This is a genomic window from Synechococcus sp. MU1611, assembly GCF_020514255.1.
Taxonomy (GTDB): Bacteria; Cyanobacteriota; Cyanobacteriia; order PCC-6307; family Cyanobiaceae; genus Parasynechococcus.
On the sequence record NZ_VTLC01000005.1, the window covers coordinates 46,290 to 64,232 of the forward strand.

The window sequence follows — 17,943 nt, forward strand, 5'->3', positions numbered from 1 at the left end:
GTGCCTGATCAGAGTCGCTTAGATTGCGACTCAACAAAGTTGGACGTCCACCGTGCTCCAGGATTTCAGCGATATCTCATCAATCAGCGAAAGCCAACTCACGGAAGAAGAAGCACAGCAGCTTGCTGATGAGCTCAGCACACAGTTAGGTGAAGGTGAAATCCCTCAATCAGATGCAGAGTCACTCGAGCGAATGGTCGCCGGTCTCGGAGATGCGAGAGGAGCTCTGCGACTCACCTTTGCAAAAAGTCTTGGCGCAGTAGGAGACAAAGCTATTCCTATACTCTGTAAAGCACTTCGAAGTCACCAGAATGTCATCGTCAGGAGAGCATCAGCAAAGACGCTCAATTTAATAGGACAAAAGGAAGCTCTCCCTTTTCTGCTCGAAGCCTTTTTAGAAGATAGTGATCCAGTTGTACTCGGATCTTCTGCTGGAGCAATGGCAACCATTGGACCCGACGCCATGGATTCCTTACTAGGAATCCTGAAAAATCCAGACTGCACACCATTTCAGGTTGGCTTGATCAACCTGGCGCTAAGTTTCATTGGTGCCAAAGCACCCGAGGCATTGCTAGAGGCAGCAGATTCAGACGTATCTGAAGTTCGAGTTGCTGCAATTTCAGCTTTAGGAGATCAAATACAAAAGAGTGATGATCCTCGGGCACAAATCAGAGTATTCAAAGCACTAGATGACATCTCATCGGAGGTGAGAGCAGAAGCAGTTACCCTGATTGGAAAATCATGCGATGCAGAAGATGTTGAACATATGCTGCGCAAAAAGCTGATTGACGAAGACAATCAGGTACGCAAGAATACTGCAATGGCGCTGATGAAATTAGAAGCGTATAATTCAGTAGAAAGCATAGAAAGGGCAAAGTCAGCAGAAACAGATGAGTCAGTACAAGCAGTATTCAATGTTGCAATCAACATACTAAGTAGAGATTTATAAGAACACAGGAGCAAATACGAATAAGAGGGCCAAAGCATTAAAAGGATGCCCTAAGCAGCTCAAGCTCTACTCCGCATAACATAAATAGAAGGAATTCAAGCAAATCTGATAAGAAGCGGATAGTAGCAAGTGAAAATTTAATCTTCAAGAAAAACATCAAGCTTCGTACGCATGAGCCCCAAAAACCATAGAGTAGAAAAAATAAGCTGAAAGGTCTTGCGAAGAAAACGATCGCGGAATTATGTTTTTTGCGATACGCTCGAAATGGAAGAGTTTTGCAAGGCACATTTTGAGGAATATCATTCAACCTCCAGCTTCGGCTGCAATGTAACTCAGTTAAGCACCGGAATTCTAGAAACGCAGACCACTTGCTCACCAATTCAAGATGTCCATCTTGAAATTTTCAAATCCAACCAAACACTGCTCTACGAGGAAGAAGCTAATACAAAATCAGTATCGTTCTGCTGGCTAGATAGTTTGGCGACAACTAATAAGGAGGCACTTACAACAATAAGTGGCCACCAGATGACGAGAAATAGTATTGCCGGATTCAATCGGATCAACAAAACAGGAGGAAATATCTGGGACATTGTGGGAGCAAATGAAGAGCTTTGCTGCATGAGTTTAAAATGGAATAAATTACAAGAAAGAATAAATAAATTGAATGCATTTAATGCCTATGCAAGGCTCGAAGAATGCATTGGAATTGACTCGGATGATCATGCCAGCACTCAACTCAAAAAATTATTCCATGATCATTTCAACGGCCAGCCATCAAAGAAACCGAATTCCTTTTACGATCTAGCAATCATATTTCTTGACAATGAAGATAATGAATCAACATTTGATGCACATCGGTGTGAGTCAACAGACCTCATAGAAGACATGGTCAAACTGATTCACGAAGATCGTGCAGGAATGCCGCCAATCACACTCGAAGAAATCACTGAATACCTCAATTCAAATAGAGACTCTCTAAATACTACATGTCGAAGAATTTTCAATATGGATGTAATTGAGCTTGTCAGAAGAATACGTTTGGAGCAGACCCGCAAGGCATTTTTAACTCCCCATTCCTCAACCGGACTAAAAGAATTTACAAAGAAAAGAACAGCACTTTACTATGGTTTCAAAAACTGGAGAAAGTTTGAGCACTCCTACTCTTTGTATTATGGAGAAACTCCCAGTCAAACAATAGATCGATCAAACAGGAATATATATTCATTCAGTGCTTGGAAGGGAGAATAAGAGATGAAAACAACTTTTGAATTTCGAGATCCACTAGAGATTTCTGAAGAGCTGGCAAAACTTGGTCAACTGACAAAAATAACGCAGCTAGATGGTGGCAATGGTATCTATACGATGCAAGCCGCAACTGCCAATAAAGTATCACTTGCAGAAATATCTGCCAACAAAACCTTGTTGTACGAGGGATGGGGCAATGGTGTTACCATCGACTTCAATTGGATTACTCCAAAAATAGACATTCAAGATGCCTTTGGATATTGTGATGGATTTAAAATGGCGAATAATAGTCTAGCTGGATTTGGAACCATTAACTCAGTACCAGGGAATGCATGGGGAAAATATTCCAGTGAATGCTCTAGTACTGGTTGCATGATTGATAAAAAACTACTCCTTGAATTGCTTAAAAACTGCAAAGCATACGATGGACTCGAAAGACTCACGAGTGATCAGGGAGTTTATTCCAATAATAATGCCCTAGGCCAACTCAAAAGATTAGCGAGAAAAGAGGTATCGTCAGGAATTCAGACGCCAGAAAAATACTTTGACCTAGTAATAGCATGCCTCGAAGAACCAATGAGTGAACAAGATAGTCACGGACAAAAGAACATCGGTCAATTAAGAGAAATCATCAACCTTGCCCACAGCCAAAAGTCTATGGAATCTCCTCTATCGTTGCTTGAAGTCTGCAAACATATCAACACAAGCCAGGCATCATTATATCGCGTCTGTCAGGAATTCTTTGGCATGGGAATCATTGAGCTGATGACACATATTAGGCTAGAAGAATCGAGAAGAATGATGCTCAACAAGGAAGCTCGTCAGAAATTAAAACTATACTCAATTCGCGATATTGCGATTAAATATGGGTTTAAACATCAAGGAAGATATGCGCGACGTTACTACACTGCCTTTGGCGAACTTCCAAGTCAAACCATAGAAAAGTCGAGGCGATACAAGTTACCTTTCTAAACAACTAATCAAAACAATAAAAGATCAACCCTCTACAACTTGCGTAAAACCTCTGCACATGTCCATCGAAGAGGTTCCCAACTAGACATCATGAATAGATTTTCAATCTCACTGCGACATTCGGATAAACCTAAGTTTAAACATCCCCAAGTGGCTGCAATTTTTGATTTTGCATACTGTGGAGCTGGCTCTGATAATGATTCCTTGGTAATGAAAGATAATTCTGTTAATCCAAGTTGAGAGATCAAACAGTTGACTTGATAGTGAACGCCATAGTCGGAGCCATGATTCTCCCAAATAGAGTTGATTGCCTCCGTTAGACCAGCAACCGGCCAAGTAAACAAGGTTTTTGCACCCGAATACTGGCGTTCTTCGTCTCTATGCCTTAGTAAGTCGCAGACTTCTTTTAAATCAACAGGTACATCAACACTTTGCGTGAAACAGAGATGACGAGAATCATCCTGCAACAGTTGATTGATCAGGCTTCTTTGGGATTCAGTTTTAATCTTCGGAGTTATCTTGAACGCACTTTTAGCTCTTAAGGGCATTGAAACAGCTACTTTTGCAATATTCGACAAAAGAGACGGCTCACCAGCATCACCAATATCAATAACCGACGATCTCCGATAAATAACATTGGTATTATCGAGGTGATCTGTAAGAGTCTGCAACTTGCTCTTATCACCTTCAACTCTTATTGAATAAGCGATAGATGCGCCATTAACCAATATATTTGGATTGCTCTGTTGCTTTGAGATTATCCCATTACTGTCATGCATCTCTAAACGACTAAAGCACTGAATTGCAACACGCTTAAGTACATCTGAGCCATCTTGAATGATCTTTAAAAGAGATGATTTAAACTGAGAATCAAGTGGAACGCCAAAATTAATCAACGTATCAACCGCATTAACAATCGTCTGCTCATCGCTACTAGATATAGCATCATAAATAGTAGGCAATGTACTGAGATCACGTCGACGTCCTAGTGCTTCAATAGATTTGCGGCGAGTAATAGAGTCAAAAATATTTTCTCTGTCCCCAGTGGCAGCTAAAACTAACGCGTCAAGAGAGTCTCGCGAAGAACAAGCTCCCAGCCTTGTCGCTGCAATATACTTAATGCCAGGATTATCGAGAGTACTAATATTTTGGGAAAGCAATCTAATGGCCTGCTGTTCATCCATCCACGAAAATAAAGTATCAAATCTCTGCGAGTTAGGCACCATGCGAAACGCGTATATTTATTTCTAACAGCGGAATTTATCTATAACGATGAATTGGTAAGAATTGACCCATGCACCTGCAAAATTGATAATTAATGGATATCTAGCTTAAGAAGAATAAAGCGAAGCAAGTGATCAGAGCACGATGAGAATTTCATCCATTGCATAGGCACCAAGCAGCAACAAGCCAATCTCAAAATCAAGCTTGATTAAATACTTTGCTTTTTGCACAGAAGCCTGACAACGCGGACGGGGCCCTTACATCCAAGGAGAATGAAAAGCCCACTGGACCCTCCATAAGCAAAACAACTCTGATAAGAAGCGGATACATGCTGGTAAAATATGGATAAGCAACTAGATTCTCTATGTCGCGCGCTGAATTCATACGCTTTCTTGAAGTTCTAGAAGAAGATTTGCCATTCAGAGCTCTTTTCCAGGAAGCTGAGCCCGAGGAAATCCTCAAGCTCGCAGATGAACATGGATTTATCTTTTCGGATGAAATAAAGGGTCGTTTCCTGAATCGATGGGCAGGTGTGTATTTCTGCCCATTTGCCAATGATGTAGGCAGGTTATGCCCAAAAATGGTGCCGGAAGGATTTAGCACACTCCTACATTATTCACAGACAACATGTGCCAAAGAGGATAAAGTAGAACGTTTTGATTTTCGTGCTGGAGGCTATTATGAAGGAGTAAAAACAGTAACTGGATAAAGGAAAAGATATTAACTCCTAGAATTTAATAGGTTCTGAAGTCGTGCCAATGCAGACTGAGCTGCTTCCTGAATCAATGGATCATCATTGTTTTCTTGAAGTTTCTGTAAAGCATCTTCAGCCATAGGATTCGGGATATCGGCAAGAGCCTGAGATGCACTAAAGATCAAAGCCACATTTTCACTGCTGAGAGACCTTGCAAGAAGTCTTATTGCCTCTTCAGACTTAAATTGTTGCTTACCAATCTGACCGAGACACATCAAAGCACCTTGTACGACCACCATATCTGTATCATCAATCCCTTGTTCCAGCATCTCCATCACTGAATCAGGAAAAGGCTGATCAGGAAAGTTCTTGAACAATTGTACGAATGCCTTCGGACAACAACGCCTTGCAGTTTGATTCTCAGTTGTTGCATAAAGTTCGATCAAAGGATCGAATGCAGAACTCCCAAAGAAACCAATTCCTTTAACAGCCGCTCTATATACTTTGGGATCATGATGACAGAAAAGTTGTAATAATTTTGGCATCGCCTCCTTCTGATAGTGCTCAGAGAGAATCAAACAGGCTTCTTCCTGAATCCTAGGATTGGGATGCATTAGATCCTCAAATAATGCATCAATTGAAGGAATAATCGAATCGTCGCTCACTTAATAGACTAATCATTGAGTATTCCATATTAGCATTGGATGTCTCGGGTCATAAGATATTGGAATTTGGTTCTCAACTAACCAATAACTGCCTGTGCTTTCAGACGCAGCAAACTGTCGACATCCGATTCGACAAGCTGTTGTAGCTGACGTTGATATCGAATTTGCAGACGATCTGTCTGATCAGCTTGGATTAAGAGGAGGCCTGCATAACACATATCCCAACCAGGCTTATTTTCTAGAGAAAAACAATTGTCCAGAATACAATCGTATTGGCCAGGAAACAATTTAGCGAATGATAACAAAGCCGCTGGTGGTGATTTTCTAAATTGTGGGCGCTTATCGATAATCGCATCCGAGAGGATTTTATATATTCGAACAAGGGCTTCATCACTCCAACCTGCCTTCAGTCCAAACAAACGCATCAAAAAATAGTGCGCACCGTAGTCATTATGGGCTTTTTCTCGCCAGCAATTGTCAACAGCAATCCAAGTCTCTTCAGCATCGCAGTTGAAGAGCGCCTGCATCGCAAGATAACAACGACTGAAATCTGGGTGAAACAAGCCCTCTACCAAAAGCTGTGTAGGCATAGATTCAGCGTAATGATGAAGAACAGTTATCGACCGAGGATCATCAAAAAAAAGTTGATCAACTGCTGTTATTGCGTGATCGTTTGAGAGTTTTTTTACAGGGTTATCAAATAAAGCTCGAACAGCTCGCATCCGAAATGCAGGGGAAATTGGTGCCTGGACTAAATCAGATAAAAGCTCAACAGCATTCGCGTCGATCACATCTTGTACAGCCGACTGTCGATCCATTTGATTGGAACTGTACAAATGATCTGAAAGATCAGCCAGATGTGAATGATCTCCAGATAGCTGAATCATGGCGGCGATAGCAGCACCGCGCACCGAAGGCTTTTCATGAGCTGTAAGAGCCGAAATCGTTGAAATTGCTGATTTAACAGAAAGCTTCGATAAACTTTGAATTAAGACTCTTTGATTTTGACAAGTGTCATCCACCAAATGAATCATGCGTTGATGCACTTCAGGGTCTTGACAATTCAGACGAGCCAAAGCCCAAGCAGCATTCTCAACCATATAAATATCAGAGCTATCTAAAAAACTCGCAATTTTAGGTTTGGCCTCTGTCACCCCTAATCGCGCAAGAACTTCTACAGATTTTCGTTGTGCAAGACCTATAGCTGTAACTGTAGACGGCCTATCGAGAAAAATTAATAATGCTTGGCTTGTTATTGGGTCAGGAAAATTGATCAGGTGGGAAACGGCCATATAATAATCACTTTCACTCTCTAAATCATCAACTTTTTTAGACAGGATATTAACGGCCTCACTTTGATCAAGGCCAGCATGAATATTATCAAAAACACCGGGCATCAGAAATGACCAACTTCTCAATGATTCTACATGCTGTAGATGATTGAATGCTTCACGTCAAGATAAGAAAGTATTAGCAAGCTTGCCAACAGACGATACAAGGGGCAAAATTCTTTTTATCCACTATAAAAAATTATGGGACCGTTTCCAGGACGATTGATTCAGGTTTCGACAGGAGTGATGGACGGCTGTAGGCCCTCAACGCCACACACAGTTGGTGTGGACACCCGATTCATGGCGCAATGGATGCAAGCTTTTAGAAGTTGCAAAACATCGATCACATGTGTCGGGTGGAGCAAAGCCGAGCATCGCCCATTGATAGCAACACCTAAAACGAAAGAATCGACTTCCAAGGTACGACAACTAGTTGAGAAATTGACATCGACGTCAGAGTCTTCTTCCAGCAAGAAAACCTCAGACAAGATAGAAGAAAGTAAAGAGACCAAAAAAAGCTCTGGTCGACGCAAAAATCGCCGAAAGCAGTCTTAAAGACTGCTTATAGGGATGCTGAGGAAACCTGAAAAATGGAATCTTCTGGACGCCCAGATTTAAGAACATCCCAATTGATCGCCTGAAGAAAAGCAACTTCATCGGTTGTTTCGACTAAGTCAACACCCCAATATCCCTCCTGGAGTGGAGCTCCAGGAGAAGCCTGGGAATCCTTCCTTCCACCGAGTGCCAAGACAACGTGGTTCATCTCATGCCCAAGTTGTCGACGGTATTGAGACCATGTCTGAACTAGATCAGCAGCCAGTTCTTGCGGCGACAAATCAGATGATATTGAGAGTTTCCAATGAGGATGATCGAGAACTGCAGTTGATGAAATGTTTTCTGAAAGAGATTTAAGTGCTTGTGCAAGCTCCTCAAAATTCAATGCAGGCACGTGGCCTGATTGAACTTGTAAGTTATGAGATAGAACAAACGTTGTCATCAAAAAACAGTTTCTTTGAGAAATCTAATGGAATTGAAGCTTGTCTGTGATGGGTGATTCAAGGTCTTCCATCTGACGGACACAAAAAAGGGGGGAGCAAAGCCCCCCCCCAGCTAGAACCTTGAGCGGATCAAGAAAGAGCGTTGATCGCGTAATCAAGGTAGCTCTTGAACTCGTTCAGAGCCTGGGGGCTCATATCACGAGGTGCACAACCGCGGTTGCGGGTGTAGGTGAGAGCTTCAATGTATGCATTGGTGGGAAGACCCAAGGTGCGATACACCTCACGTGCTCCAGCAATGCCCCACTCATCGAGAGGGCCGGTACCACCAACGATGAGGCAGTAGTTGATCAAGCGCAGGTAGTGGCCGAGATCGCGGTAGCACTTGTCGACCTTCACCTGGCTATCACCGGCTTCACCGGGTTGCCGCAGATAGGCGTACTTGTTGAAGCAAGCATCACCAGCTTCGCGGGTGACGTTGTCCAGACCGGCGGCCAGCTTTTCAGCAGCCTCCAGACGAGCAGCAGCTCGCTGAATATTGCCCTGAACAGCCTCAAGGTCGTTCTGAGAAGGGAAGCGACCGGCTGCATCAGCAGCGGTCACAACAGTGGTGACGACGGATTTCATTTGAGATCCTTAGGTAAAAGGTGCTGAGAAGGTAAAAAGAGAAGACTTGTTCGTCCGCAGATCAGCTGATAGCGCCAATCACACGATCGAAGTAGGAACCTGCTTCAGACACCAGTGCAGAGCAGTCGCCCTGAGTGGTTTCCATCTTGCGGTACTTAGCACCACCGCTTGCAGGGGTATTGGTCTGACCAATAAGAGCCGTAGCAGCGGATTTCATGATCGCAACTGCGCGGGCGGCAGACTGAGTAGGAACACCTAAAGCGATGTAGGTTTCCTTGAGGCCGTTAAGGCAACGGTCGTCCAGCACGGAAGCGTCACCAGCCAGCAAGGCATAGCTGATGTAGCGAAGCACGATCTCACCATCGCGAAGGCAAGCAGCCATGCGACGCGTGGGGTAGCAGTTGCCGCCGGCCTGGATGAGACCTGTGTTTTCGCAGATCATTCCGGTTACCGCATCGGAGACGATGCAATAAGCGTTGGAGGTAATGGCGTTGACAGCGTCCAGACGCTTGTTGCCATCTTGCACGTAGGAGCGGAGGCTAGCGAGGTCGCTACCACCAACAGGTGCAGTTTTGGCGTCAGCGCTGACGACTGTGCGGGAGAATGCGTCGAGCATTGGGGGCCAGACAGTTTGGGGGATGCAGTGCTTCGGGGACCGATGGGTGAGCAGGCCTTAAAGACCTGGTAGCCCAAGGGTGGTGGAAGCGCTGACCAAGGCTAAACTCAGTTGTCAGCTGGCTTTGCAAACAGACCCCTTTACGCAAAAGTTTGTCACCTTGCGGCAATAGCAAGGAGTTCCTCCAGCTGAACAGGGCACCTTCAACAGCACTCTTTCCTTTGTTTGAGCAATGCTGAGCGAAGGTTCACAAAAGCCTTAAGCAGGCGAGTTGGAGGCTTACTATCGCCAGGGTCAACATGTGAAATGCATGGACAACGCAGCATCCGATTTACCCAGCATCCAAGAATTGCAAGAGTCTATTGAGGAATTAGCTGCCTACCGAGAAAGACTTTTTCAAGATGTAATTGGTCTAGGCAAAAAACTGCGCCTTTCACAGAAAAAAATCGACGCCACGGTAGCGGCGCATCCAGAGCTACAACGGCTCGACGAAGTCATGTCACAACTCGTCGCCCAGAAGAATGCGCAGCAGGCACAATCTTGATCCGCTTAGGCAATAATTCGTTCGTCGACTTGAATTAATCTATTCCACAGGTTCAAGCCAATGGTCCAAACACTATCCCCGCCGATGACGATGGCGGATTTTTTTCAAGCCAGCCGCGGAACTTGGTTGAACAGGCGCGCTGTTCATCACCTCGACCACCAAGATGATGAAGCGGCAGACTCGAATCTAATCATTGAACCTTTCAACTCAGATGACCCAGTCGTATCCAAAATCTGCGATTCTTTGAACATTAAGACCGAAGACAGTTCTGGTGGAGCTCGGTTTTGGTGGGAAAGCAACATCAAGAAGGGCGTCCGCAACGATGACTATGCGGCAGTCGTGATCGACGTCCCCTCCCACGATGATTCCCGCAAGGGTTTTCTTCTGAGAGATGTAGGCTATGTCGAGAAACAATCCGTACTGAGCACATACACCTTTGCGGACGACGGAGTGGTAACAATCACGACGCGATACGACACCAATGTTGGTATTGAACGGTGTTGGTTTGTGACAGATCAGATCAGAATGAGAGTAAGTTCTGTTCAGTGTTTAGACGGCGTTGCAATGACCACATATTGCACTGAGTTTCGATGCCCTACCGATGCTGAAATCGCCGGCATTTCCGAGCGTTCACAGAACCTGGCCATGGCGACCTCTACAAGCAAAGGCTGAACATCATGTTTGATCCATTTCTTGATGAATTGCATTCAGGGATCAAAGCCCGGGGCGCAGTGCCAATTGAGGTTCCCCCTGGCCTGGAGCACAATCAATCATCCAAGCGCTCCAGCACGATCCAAAGCTGGCTTTGGGACGTTCCTGGATTTCGTCGTTGGCGCGTTACAAGATTGGATGCTGGCGACAGCCTCCAGGTGCTGAATTCAGTTGCCTATCCGGATTACGCCTACGACCATCCTCTGATGGGAGTTGATCTTCTGTGGTTCGGAGCCAAGCAGAAGTTAGTGGCAGTTCTAGATTTCCAGCCCCTCGTTCAAGACAAGGATTACTTAGAACGTTACTTCGATGGTCTGAAGTCTCTCAATGCTCAATTCCCGGATCTCAACGGAGAAGAGACAATGCGGTCTTTCGACCCAAATCAGTATTTCTCCTCCTGGTTGCTTTTCTGCCGTGGCGGCTCGGAACAGGCCACAACATCACTGCCTCCTGCCTTTAGCGCTTTCCTAAAAGCTTATTGGAACTTGCACGACGAAGCAGTTAAAAACTCATCGTTCATCAATCCAGAAAAAGTAGAGCAGCTTCAAAAAAACTACGATATCTACAGCGCCGAGAGAGATCCTGCGCACGGCCTTTTCAGCAGTCATTTTGGCAGTGATTGGTCTGATCGTTTCCTGCACGAATTTCTTTTCCCTGAATCTGCTAAACCATGACGCTCCAGCGCGCTAACAGCTCTGATCCGCTCGCAATACCGGGCTGGGCATGGCAGCCATTTCTTGATGATGCGGTTGCGGCACTCCAGACATTTGAGCCGCAGCCCTACCCAATTGAACAAGATTTTTTATTCAAGCAGGGGCAAATTGGCTCACGGGCGAAGCCAGTCACCGTGACCACAGCCACATGGGCTTGCCGCACTGAAAAATTTCGGCAAGTTCGTGCCGCTTGTGTCAACGGGGGGGACGCAGCATCGGTACTTAATTTCGTCATCAATCCATCCTCCAAGTACGACTTGCCCTTTTTTGGAGGTGATCTCGTCACCCTGCCTGGCGGTCATCTTCTTGCACTCGACCTTCAGCCCGCCGATAAAAGCGATGAGCAACACACGCGACCGGTTTGGGATCAGTTGATGCCAATTTTTGAGCGGTGGCGCGAGAAATTACCCGACGGTGGGCCGATCCCCGAAGAAGCCCAGCCCTTCTTTTCTCCTGGCTTTCTCTGGACCCGTCTTCCTCTCGGGGAAGAAGGGGAGCACTTGATCGAAACCGTGGTGCGACCTGCCTTCAATGAGTACTTGTCTCTTTATCTGCGGCTTGCGGCCACGGCTGAACCTGTCTCTGACCAGCGCTCTGAGGTTCTCTTCGCAGGTCAACGTCGTTACACCGACTATCGCGCCGAGAAAGACCCGGCCCGAGGAATGTTGACCCGCTTTCATGGCAGTGAGTGGACAGAGGCATACATCCACGAGGTACTTTTCGATCTTTGAGAAAAGCCTCACCACTTCCTTGTTGTAGCAAGGGAGTTAAGCATTATGAACAGCTTTCGGGAGGCTCCCGAGCTGTTGGTCAGAATCGCAGGCGACGGGATGGAGGCAATAGCCTCAGTTCATCCCTTTCATGTCTGAGATTCCCCCTCCAGACGTAGTTCACAGGAACAACAACCATGTTCGACGCCTTCACCAAGGTTGTCGCCCAGGCCGATGCCCGGGGACAATTCATCAGCACCAGCGAGATCGATGCTCTCGCAGCCATGGTTTCCGACAGCAACAAGCGTCTGGATGCCGTTAACCGCATTTCCAGCAACGCTTCCAGCATTGTTGCTTCGGCTGCACGCCAGCTGTTTGCTCAGCAGCCCTCTTTGATTTCACCAGGCGGTAACGCTTACACCTCCCGTCGCATGGCAGCTTGCCTGCGTGACATGGAGATCATCCTGCGTTACGTCACCTACTCCGCTTTCACCGGCGACGCTTCCGTGATGGAAGACCGCTGCCTGAATGGCCTGCGTGAGACCTATCTGGCCCTTGGTACTCCTGGTGCTTCGGTTGCAGCAGGCGTCAACCTGATGAAGGAGGCTGCCCTCTCCATCGTTAACGACAAGGCAGGTATTTCCAATGGCGACTGCGCCTCGTTGAGTAGCGAGATCGGCACCTACTTCGATAAGGCCGCAGCATCCGTCGCCTGATCGACGCGTTAATCCGACGTCTTTCACTTCTCCCATCAACCAATGAAAACCCCTCTTACCGAAGCTGTTGCAGCAGCTGATTCCCAGGGTCGTTTCCTGAGCAACACCGAAGTTCAGGCTGCCTCCGGCCGTTTCAATCGCGCCAAAGCCAGTCTCGAAGCGGCCAAAGCCCTCACGAGTAAGGCCGATTCCTTGGTGAACGGCGCAGCTCAAGCTGTGTACACCAAGTTCCCCTACACCACTCAGATGGCGGGGCCAAATTACTCAGCAACTCCCGAAGGCAAGGCCAAGTGTTCCCGTGACGTGGGCTACTACCTGCGCATGATCACCTACTGCCTGGTCGCCGGTGGTACTGGCCCCATGGACGACTACCTGATTGCCGGTCTGGCCGAAATCAACCGTACTTTTGAGCTCTCCCCTTCCTGGTACGTGGAAGCTCTGAAGCACATCAAGGCGAACCACGGCCTCTCTGGCGACGCTGCCACTGAAGCCAACAGCTACATCGACTACGCCATCAATGCTCTGACCTGATCGGTTAGACAACAGATGTGACAGCCCTCCTCATGGAGGGCTTTTTTTTGTTCAAACAGCTTGGGCCAGGATTCTAAAAATGACCCCAACAGAGCAGAACTTTCTCAGCTTGCTTTGCGGCGAATACAGCAATCAGCAACAAGCATTGGACAACCCTCCTTTCTTTGCACATATTTTCCTGAGATACCGACCTTTAGAGCATCTCCAACCAGGGTCTATTTTGTTAGAGCAAAGCTATGCAGTTGACCCAAAGAATCCTTACCGACTACGCATGATCAGAGCAGAGGAACAATCACCTGGAATTATTAAGTTGTGGAACCATACCTTCCGCGAGCCATCAAGATTTGCCAAAGCAACCTTTGACAAAGAATGTCGGCAGACCATTCAAGACAGCGACCTGATCTGCCTTGACCAATGTCACTACCAAGTTGCACACAAGAGCGACGGATATCATGGATCAATCGAACCAGGCTGTCGGTGTATGGTTACCCGAAATGGGCAAGAAACAGTCCTGGTAAGCACTTTTCACCTCCAGGAGGACTCATTAAAAACTCTTGACCGTGGTCATGACCCAAAAACGAATGAAAGACTTTGGGGCGCCATTGCAGGAGAATTTCAATTCAGACGAACAAAATCATGGGAAGCAAAGTGGGAACAAGACATTCATTCATGAGCATGGATACAAAGACCATTTTTTAAGCGCCTAAGACAGTGGGGCAAACCTATAGAATGCAAAGCAAGTTTTGTTAAACAAAACTACTTTGATTCCAATTGACTCAGTCACAGCCGCTCTTGAAGCCCTCGACCACCAGGATGCGGGTGTGCGGTATCACGGTGCTTGGTGGCTCGGAAAAAACAGGTCGGTTGAGGGAGTACCACGATTGGTGGAATGCCTTCTAGACGAAAGGGACAAAACATGTACAGGTGGATACCCCCTAAGAAGGCAAGCAGCAAGATCACTGGGAATGATCAAAGACTCACGCTGTTTACCAGAGCTTCTTAAAACACTAGAAACAGATGACGTGCAATTGCATGAAGCAACACTTAGAGCCCTAATTGAAATCAAGAGTGATCAATGCTCAAGCTCACTCATAAGCTACCTTGACCGAGACATTCCCAACAAACCAATAGAAGCGCTTATAGAAGCTTTAACAGAGCAAAGACTGTGGGATATTTCAGAAAAGATTCAACCCTTTCTTAACGATAAATCAGAGAGGATCGTTGGCTCTGCAGCAGCTTTTTTCTATAGCTACACAGGCGAGATGACCTATTTAGACAAAGTCATCTCACTTCTTGATCACCAGAATCGCTTCATCAGGCAATCCGCTGCATTCGACCTAGCCCGTATCGGAACAATCAAGGCAACAGATCCAATCCTAACTGCCAGGATCCCCAACAACGTCAAGATGTTTGCCATAAAAGCCATACTCAATAAATCACTCAGCCGAAGCAATCAAGCAGATTCTATTCCAGATACCGACCTCGCATCAATTCATTCCTCTCTCTTCAAATCACTTGACAGTCTCGCCAGAGACAACTTTTCGGGGAACCTATTGATTGAGCAAGACAATCAAATTCCAGAAACCTATCCAGGAGACGACTCAACAGAAAGCGATCTACTTTCAGATGCATTCGACAACCTAAGGGCACCATCCTTGACGAGCAGAAAAGCAGGCATACAACAACTCGTCCGTGGCGCTGATCATTTCAAAATCGATCTTCTTGATCTGTACTTCTCAGAATCGGATCAAGACATCACAATGGGGCTGATCAAGGCCATGGCTGAACTCAAAAATCCCCATTACGCAAACGCACTTATTGATGCCATTGGGGTCGAAATTGGCAATCATTGCCAAGGAAACATTCGACGCGTCGCAGCGTGCGCCCTTGGTGACATCAATTGGAACGCACAGATTTCGTCGCAATCACTGCATGCCGTTTTCAACAAACTCGAATGGACACTTCATTCACCTGAAGACTGGGGTTTGCGCTACAGCGCATGCTTGGCGCTGGAAGGAATTGACAATGCCAATTCAATTGAACTTTTAAATGAAGCCAAAGCAAAAGAAACCGACCCAGTCCTCTCTGCACGCCTTGACAAGGCAATACTAAAATCAAAAAAACAAGACTTCTATCCATCACATCGAAAGCAAAAAAGTTCTCTAAAATAAATGATGAAAGTATTGTTCGTCTGCCTTGGCAATATCTGCCGCTCTCCAGCAGCCGAAGGCGTGTTTCTGCATCTGCTGCAGGAACGTGGTCTCAGCGATCAATTCGTGGTGGATTCCGCCGGAACAGGCGGATGGCATGTGGGCAATCCGGCGGACCGACGGATGCAGGGAGCGGCCAACCGCCGCGGCATTCAGCTGCCCAGCCGCGCACGACAGATCAGCCTCGACGATTTCTCGAGTTTCGATCTGGTGCTGACCATGGACTACGACAATCTCACCGCCGTGCAAGGACTGGCCAGGGAAGCTGGCCCAAGGGCGACAGCCACCATCAAACCGATGCTCAGCTACGCCCGCAGCTTCTCTGAAACAGAGGTCCCCGATCCCTATTACGGAGGCGACGCGGGCTTCGAGCATGTGCTCGACCTGCTCGAGGATGCCTGTTCCAACCTGCTCGACGAGCTCAGCCCGCCGGCGTAGGCCAGGCTTCTTCGGCCACTCGAGACCGAAACTCCGTCACCAGGGCGTCGATCACAGCCGCAATGCTCATGCCATCGGTGACGAGCTCCACAGCATCGTCTGCCTGCACCAAGGGGGCTTCCTCGCGGGTGCTATCGAGATGGTCCCGTTCGGCGATCTGTGCCTCGAGCTCAGATCGCTCAGGCACCGGGAAACCCCGCTGCTCAAGATCAAGGGCTCGACGCCGGGCGCGCTCGCCCACCGTGGCCGTCAGAAACACCTTTAGATCAGCATCCGGAAAAACAGCCGTGCCGATGTCGCGACCTTCCGCAACCAAGCCACCCTTGGCACCCATCGCCTTCTGCTGTGCCGTCAGCGCTTGCCTCACGCAGCGGTGAGCCGCCACAGCCGAGACCGACGCTGTGACTTCAGGGGAGCGAATCGCGTCGCTCACGTCCTGCCCGTTCACCAACACCTGCTGGCCGCCACCGGGCAGCGACCGCAGCTGAAGATCCAAGGCATTCAAGAGAGCCTCAATGGACGTCGCATCCTGGGGGTCCACACCGTTTTGTTGCACCAACCAGGTCACCGACCGGTACATCGCGCCGGTATCGAGGTAGACCAGCCCCAACCGCTCAGCAAAAGCCCGGGTAACGGTGCTTTTCCCGGCACCGGCCGGGCCATCAATGGCAACGAGAGGCTGGCGAGTCATCAGGAAGACATGATCGATCAAACGGGTCGTCCCGCAGCGCACCGCCGCGGCCAGCAGCGAGATGGCGGTTTCAGACCCACAGGGCTGAAGACTGAGGGGATCGACCCTCTCTACATACTCCACCTCAAGCCCCGCATCACACAGGCTCCTGCGGACTGAATCCTTGGGATCGTTCTGATCAGCACGGCGCAAAGCTGCTGGCAGAGCAGCAGCCCGCTCACGATCCGCAGCAGAGAGGTACTGGTTGCGGGAACTCAATGCCAGGCCATCCGCTTCACGAAGCGTGGGAACCCCCTGCACCGCCAGGTTCAAATCCAGATCAGCGACCAACCGGCGCAGGATCACGAGCTGCTGCCAATCCTTTTCACCTAGCCAAAGACATGAGGGCTTCACCAGCTGCAGGAGACGGGCCACGACTGTGACCACACCATCAAAGTGACCTGGACGGGATGCGCCGCAGAGATGGGACTGGAGGGCGGCCGGCGCTGACCGGGACACAACTGAATTGAGTCCACCGGGGTAGACCGTGTCGACACTCGGAGCCCAGAGGGCGTTGGCGCCACTGCCTTGGGCTAAAACCCGATCCGCCTCGAGCGCGCGGGGGTAGCGGTCGAAATCTTCGGTAGGACCGAATTGGAGTGGGTTGACGAACACACTCACAAGAACAGGGCCTTGTTGGGCAGCTCGGCGAATCAGCTGGCCGTGGCCTTCATGCAAACCACCCATGGTGGGCACGAATTGAAGCGGTCCACGGAGGCCAGTCCGGAAGATCTCCAGCTCGGCTTGCGTGGAGAGAACAACAAGGCTCAGCGCAGCACCTCAAGCTTGACTTGGGCAATTCCAGAGGCGGTCAGCCCAAGATCGGAGGCGGCGCCGTGGCCAAGGTCGATCACACGGTGATAAACGAAGGGCCCACGATCATTGATGCGAATAACAGCGCTTCGCCCGTTCCAAAGATTGGTCACACGAACCTTGGTGCCGAAGGGAAGCGTGCGATGGGCCGCCGTCATCGTGCCGGGCTGATAGACCTCGCCATTCGCTGTTCGGTTGCCATAAAAACCGGGGCCGTACCAACTGGCTTCTCCGGTGATGACTTTGACGACGTCAGGGACGACCCTCAGCTTGGGCTTAGGGAGCTCCGCTGCAGGGGGTGCATCGACTTGCTTGACCTCTGCAGGAGAGAGCGTTGCCTGCAACTCAGACACCTGTGGCTCGACGACCAGATCGAGGGGATCCAGGCGTTCTGCACCATCAACAGCCAGAAAATCGCTTGCCACCACGGGCAAGAGTGCAGCACTACCTGAAATCGCTCCGGAGAGCGTGGCCACCGTCAGAAGGACTCGCATGCAGAGCGGCTTGAC

The 17,943-nt window shown here is 48.3% G+C and carries 21 protein-coding genes; 13 read left to right on the plus strand and 8 right to left on the minus strand.

All coding sequences use genetic code 11. From position 1 onward, the window contains the following. The first annotated feature begins 52 nt into the window (after nucleotides 1–52). The 3 genes from FZZ92_RS10305 (at nucleotide 53) to FZZ92_RS10315 (ending at nucleotide 3,166) form a co-directional block, all read left to right on the plus strand. Nucleotides 53–949, plus strand: a complete 897-nt coding sequence (locus tag FZZ92_RS10305; RefSeq protein ID WP_226423180.1) for a HEAT repeat domain-containing protein — start codon at nucleotides 53–55, stop codon at nucleotides 947–949. Between the two features lie 264 nt (nucleotides 950–1,213). Continuing rightward, a complete protein-coding gene (locus tag FZZ92_RS10310; RefSeq protein WP_226423181.1) occupies nucleotides 1,214–2,197 on the plus strand; it encodes a helix-turn-helix domain-containing protein in 984 nt (327 codons plus the stop codon). 3 nt (nucleotides 2,198–2,200) lie between these two features. After that, nucleotides 2,201–3,166: a helix-turn-helix transcriptional regulator gene (locus FZZ92_RS10315; protein ID WP_226423182.1), complete on the plus strand. Its 966-nt coding sequence runs from the start codon at nucleotides 2,201–2,203 to the stop codon at nucleotides 3,164–3,166. A 32-nt stretch (nucleotides 3,167–3,198) separates the two neighbouring features. On the opposite strand, the gene FZZ92_RS10320 is transcribed toward FZZ92_RS10315, so the two are convergent. After that, nucleotides 3,199–4,350, minus strand: a complete 1,152-nt coding sequence (locus FZZ92_RS10320; RefSeq protein ID WP_226423183.1) for a HEAT repeat domain-containing protein — start codon at nucleotides 4,348–4,350, stop codon at nucleotides 3,199–3,201. Between the two features lie 404 nt (nucleotides 4,351–4,754). Here FZZ92_RS10320 and FZZ92_RS10325 point away from each other — a divergent pair, with 404 nt between their 5' ends. Further along, nucleotides 4,755–5,099 (plus strand): Nif11-like leader peptide family natural product precursor, encoded by a 345-nt coding sequence (locus FZZ92_RS10325; protein WP_115093405.1) that lies wholly within the window; start codon nucleotides 4,755–4,757, stop codon nucleotides 5,097–5,099. 11 nt (nucleotides 5,100–5,110) lie between these two features. Here the strand turns inward: FZZ92_RS10325 and FZZ92_RS13195 are convergent, their stop codons facing one another. From FZZ92_RS13195 to cpeB, 5 genes are all read right to left on the minus strand, one after another. Further along, nucleotides 5,111–5,749, minus strand: coding sequence for a HEAT repeat domain-containing protein (locus FZZ92_RS13195; protein ID WP_226423184.1), 639 nt, complete (start codon nucleotides 5,747–5,749; stop codon nucleotides 5,111–5,113). Nucleotides 5,750–5,826: 77 nt separating this feature from the next. Then, entirely contained in the window at nucleotides 5,827–7,146 is a 1,320-nt protein-coding gene (locus FZZ92_RS10335; RefSeq protein ID WP_226423185.1) for a HEAT repeat domain-containing protein, read from the minus strand. A 496-nt stretch (nucleotides 7,147–7,642) separates the two neighbouring features. Then, on the minus strand, nucleotides 7,643–8,077 hold the full coding sequence (locus tag FZZ92_RS10340; protein WP_226423186.1) for a DUF2656 family protein: 435 nt from the start codon (nucleotides 8,075–8,077) through the stop codon (nucleotides 7,643–7,645). 130 nt (nucleotides 8,078–8,207) lie between these two features. Further along, on the minus strand, nucleotides 8,208–8,702 hold the full coding sequence (cpeA, locus tag FZZ92_RS10345) for a class 1 C-phycoerythrin subunit alpha (protein ID WP_115022908.1): 495 nt from the start codon (nucleotides 8,700–8,702) through the stop codon (nucleotides 8,208–8,210). Nucleotides 8,703–8,763: 61 nt separating this feature from the next. Then, a complete protein-coding gene (gene cpeB, locus FZZ92_RS10350; RefSeq protein WP_115022906.1) occupies nucleotides 8,764–9,318 on the minus strand; it encodes a class 1 C-phycoerythrin subunit beta in 555 nt (184 codons plus the stop codon). Nucleotides 9,319–9,628: 310 nt separating this feature from the next. Here cpeB and FZZ92_RS10355 point away from each other — a divergent pair, with 310 nt between their 5' ends. From FZZ92_RS10355 to FZZ92_RS10395, 9 genes are all read left to right on the plus strand, one after another. Further along, nucleotides 9,629–9,862 carry a hypothetical protein gene (locus FZZ92_RS10355; protein WP_226398219.1) on the plus strand — a complete coding sequence of 78 codons (234 nt, stop codon included), beginning with the start codon at nucleotides 9,629–9,631 and terminating at the stop codon, nucleotides 9,860–9,862. Between the two features lie 60 nt (nucleotides 9,863–9,922). Next, nucleotides 9,923–10,534: a phycobiliprotein lyase gene (locus FZZ92_RS10360; RefSeq protein WP_226423187.1), complete on the plus strand. Its 612-nt coding sequence runs from the start codon at nucleotides 9,923–9,925 to the stop codon at nucleotides 10,532–10,534. Between the two features lie 5 nt (nucleotides 10,535–10,539). Beyond that, on the plus strand, nucleotides 10,540–11,247 hold the full coding sequence (locus FZZ92_RS10365) for a 15,16-dihydrobiliverdin:ferredoxin oxidoreductase (protein ID WP_166017566.1): 708 nt from the start codon (nucleotides 10,540–10,542) through the stop codon (nucleotides 11,245–11,247). Next, nucleotides 11,244–12,017 (plus strand): phycoerythrobilin:ferredoxin oxidoreductase, encoded by a 774-nt coding sequence (locus FZZ92_RS10370; RefSeq protein ID WP_186571382.1) that lies wholly within the window; start codon nucleotides 11,244–11,246, stop codon nucleotides 12,015–12,017. The genes FZZ92_RS10365 and FZZ92_RS10370 overlap by 4 nt, the downstream gene beginning before the upstream one ends. Nucleotides 12,018–12,193: 176 nt before the next feature. After that, nucleotides 12,194–12,712 (plus strand): phycocyanin subunit beta, encoded by a 519-nt coding sequence (locus tag FZZ92_RS10375; RefSeq protein ID WP_226409249.1) that lies wholly within the window; start codon nucleotides 12,194–12,196, stop codon nucleotides 12,710–12,712. Between the two features lie 42 nt (nucleotides 12,713–12,754). Continuing rightward, complete coding sequence (gene cpcA / locus FZZ92_RS10380) at nucleotides 12,755–13,243, plus strand: phycocyanin subunit alpha (protein ID WP_115093396.1); 489 nt, start codon at nucleotides 12,755–12,757, stop codon at nucleotides 13,241–13,243. Nucleotides 13,244–13,322: 79 nt separating this feature from the next. Then, nucleotides 13,323–13,916, plus strand: coding sequence for a chromophore lyase CpcT/CpeT (locus tag FZZ92_RS10385; protein WP_226423188.1), 594 nt, complete (start codon nucleotides 13,323–13,325; stop codon nucleotides 13,914–13,916). 148 nt (nucleotides 13,917–14,064) lie between these two features. Further along, on the plus strand, nucleotides 14,065–15,414 hold the full coding sequence (locus FZZ92_RS10390; protein WP_226423239.1) for a HEAT repeat domain-containing protein: 1,350 nt from the start codon (nucleotides 14,065–14,067) through the stop codon (nucleotides 15,412–15,414). Then, nucleotides 15,415–15,891 carry a low molecular weight protein-tyrosine-phosphatase gene (locus FZZ92_RS10395; protein WP_226423189.1) on the plus strand — a complete coding sequence of 159 codons (477 nt, stop codon included), beginning with the start codon at nucleotides 15,415–15,417 and terminating at the stop codon, nucleotides 15,889–15,891. On the opposite strand, the gene FZZ92_RS10400 is transcribed toward FZZ92_RS10395, so the two are convergent. Both FZZ92_RS10400 and FZZ92_RS10405 read right to left on the minus strand, forming a co-directional pair. Then, nucleotides 15,875–17,392: a bifunctional pantoate--beta-alanine ligase/(d)CMP kinase gene (locus tag FZZ92_RS10400; RefSeq protein ID WP_226398255.1), complete on the minus strand. Its 1,518-nt coding sequence runs from the start codon at nucleotides 17,390–17,392 to the stop codon at nucleotides 15,875–15,877. The two genes, FZZ92_RS10395 and FZZ92_RS10400, sit on opposite strands and share 17 nt — an antisense overlap. Beyond that, complete coding sequence (locus FZZ92_RS10405; RefSeq protein ID WP_226398211.1) at nucleotides 17,389–17,928, minus strand: septal ring lytic transglycosylase RlpA family protein; 540 nt, start codon at nucleotides 17,926–17,928, stop codon at nucleotides 17,389–17,391. Before FZZ92_RS10405 ends, FZZ92_RS10400 begins: the two co-directional genes overlap by 4 nt. Nucleotides 17,929–17,943 lie beyond the last annotated feature (15 nt).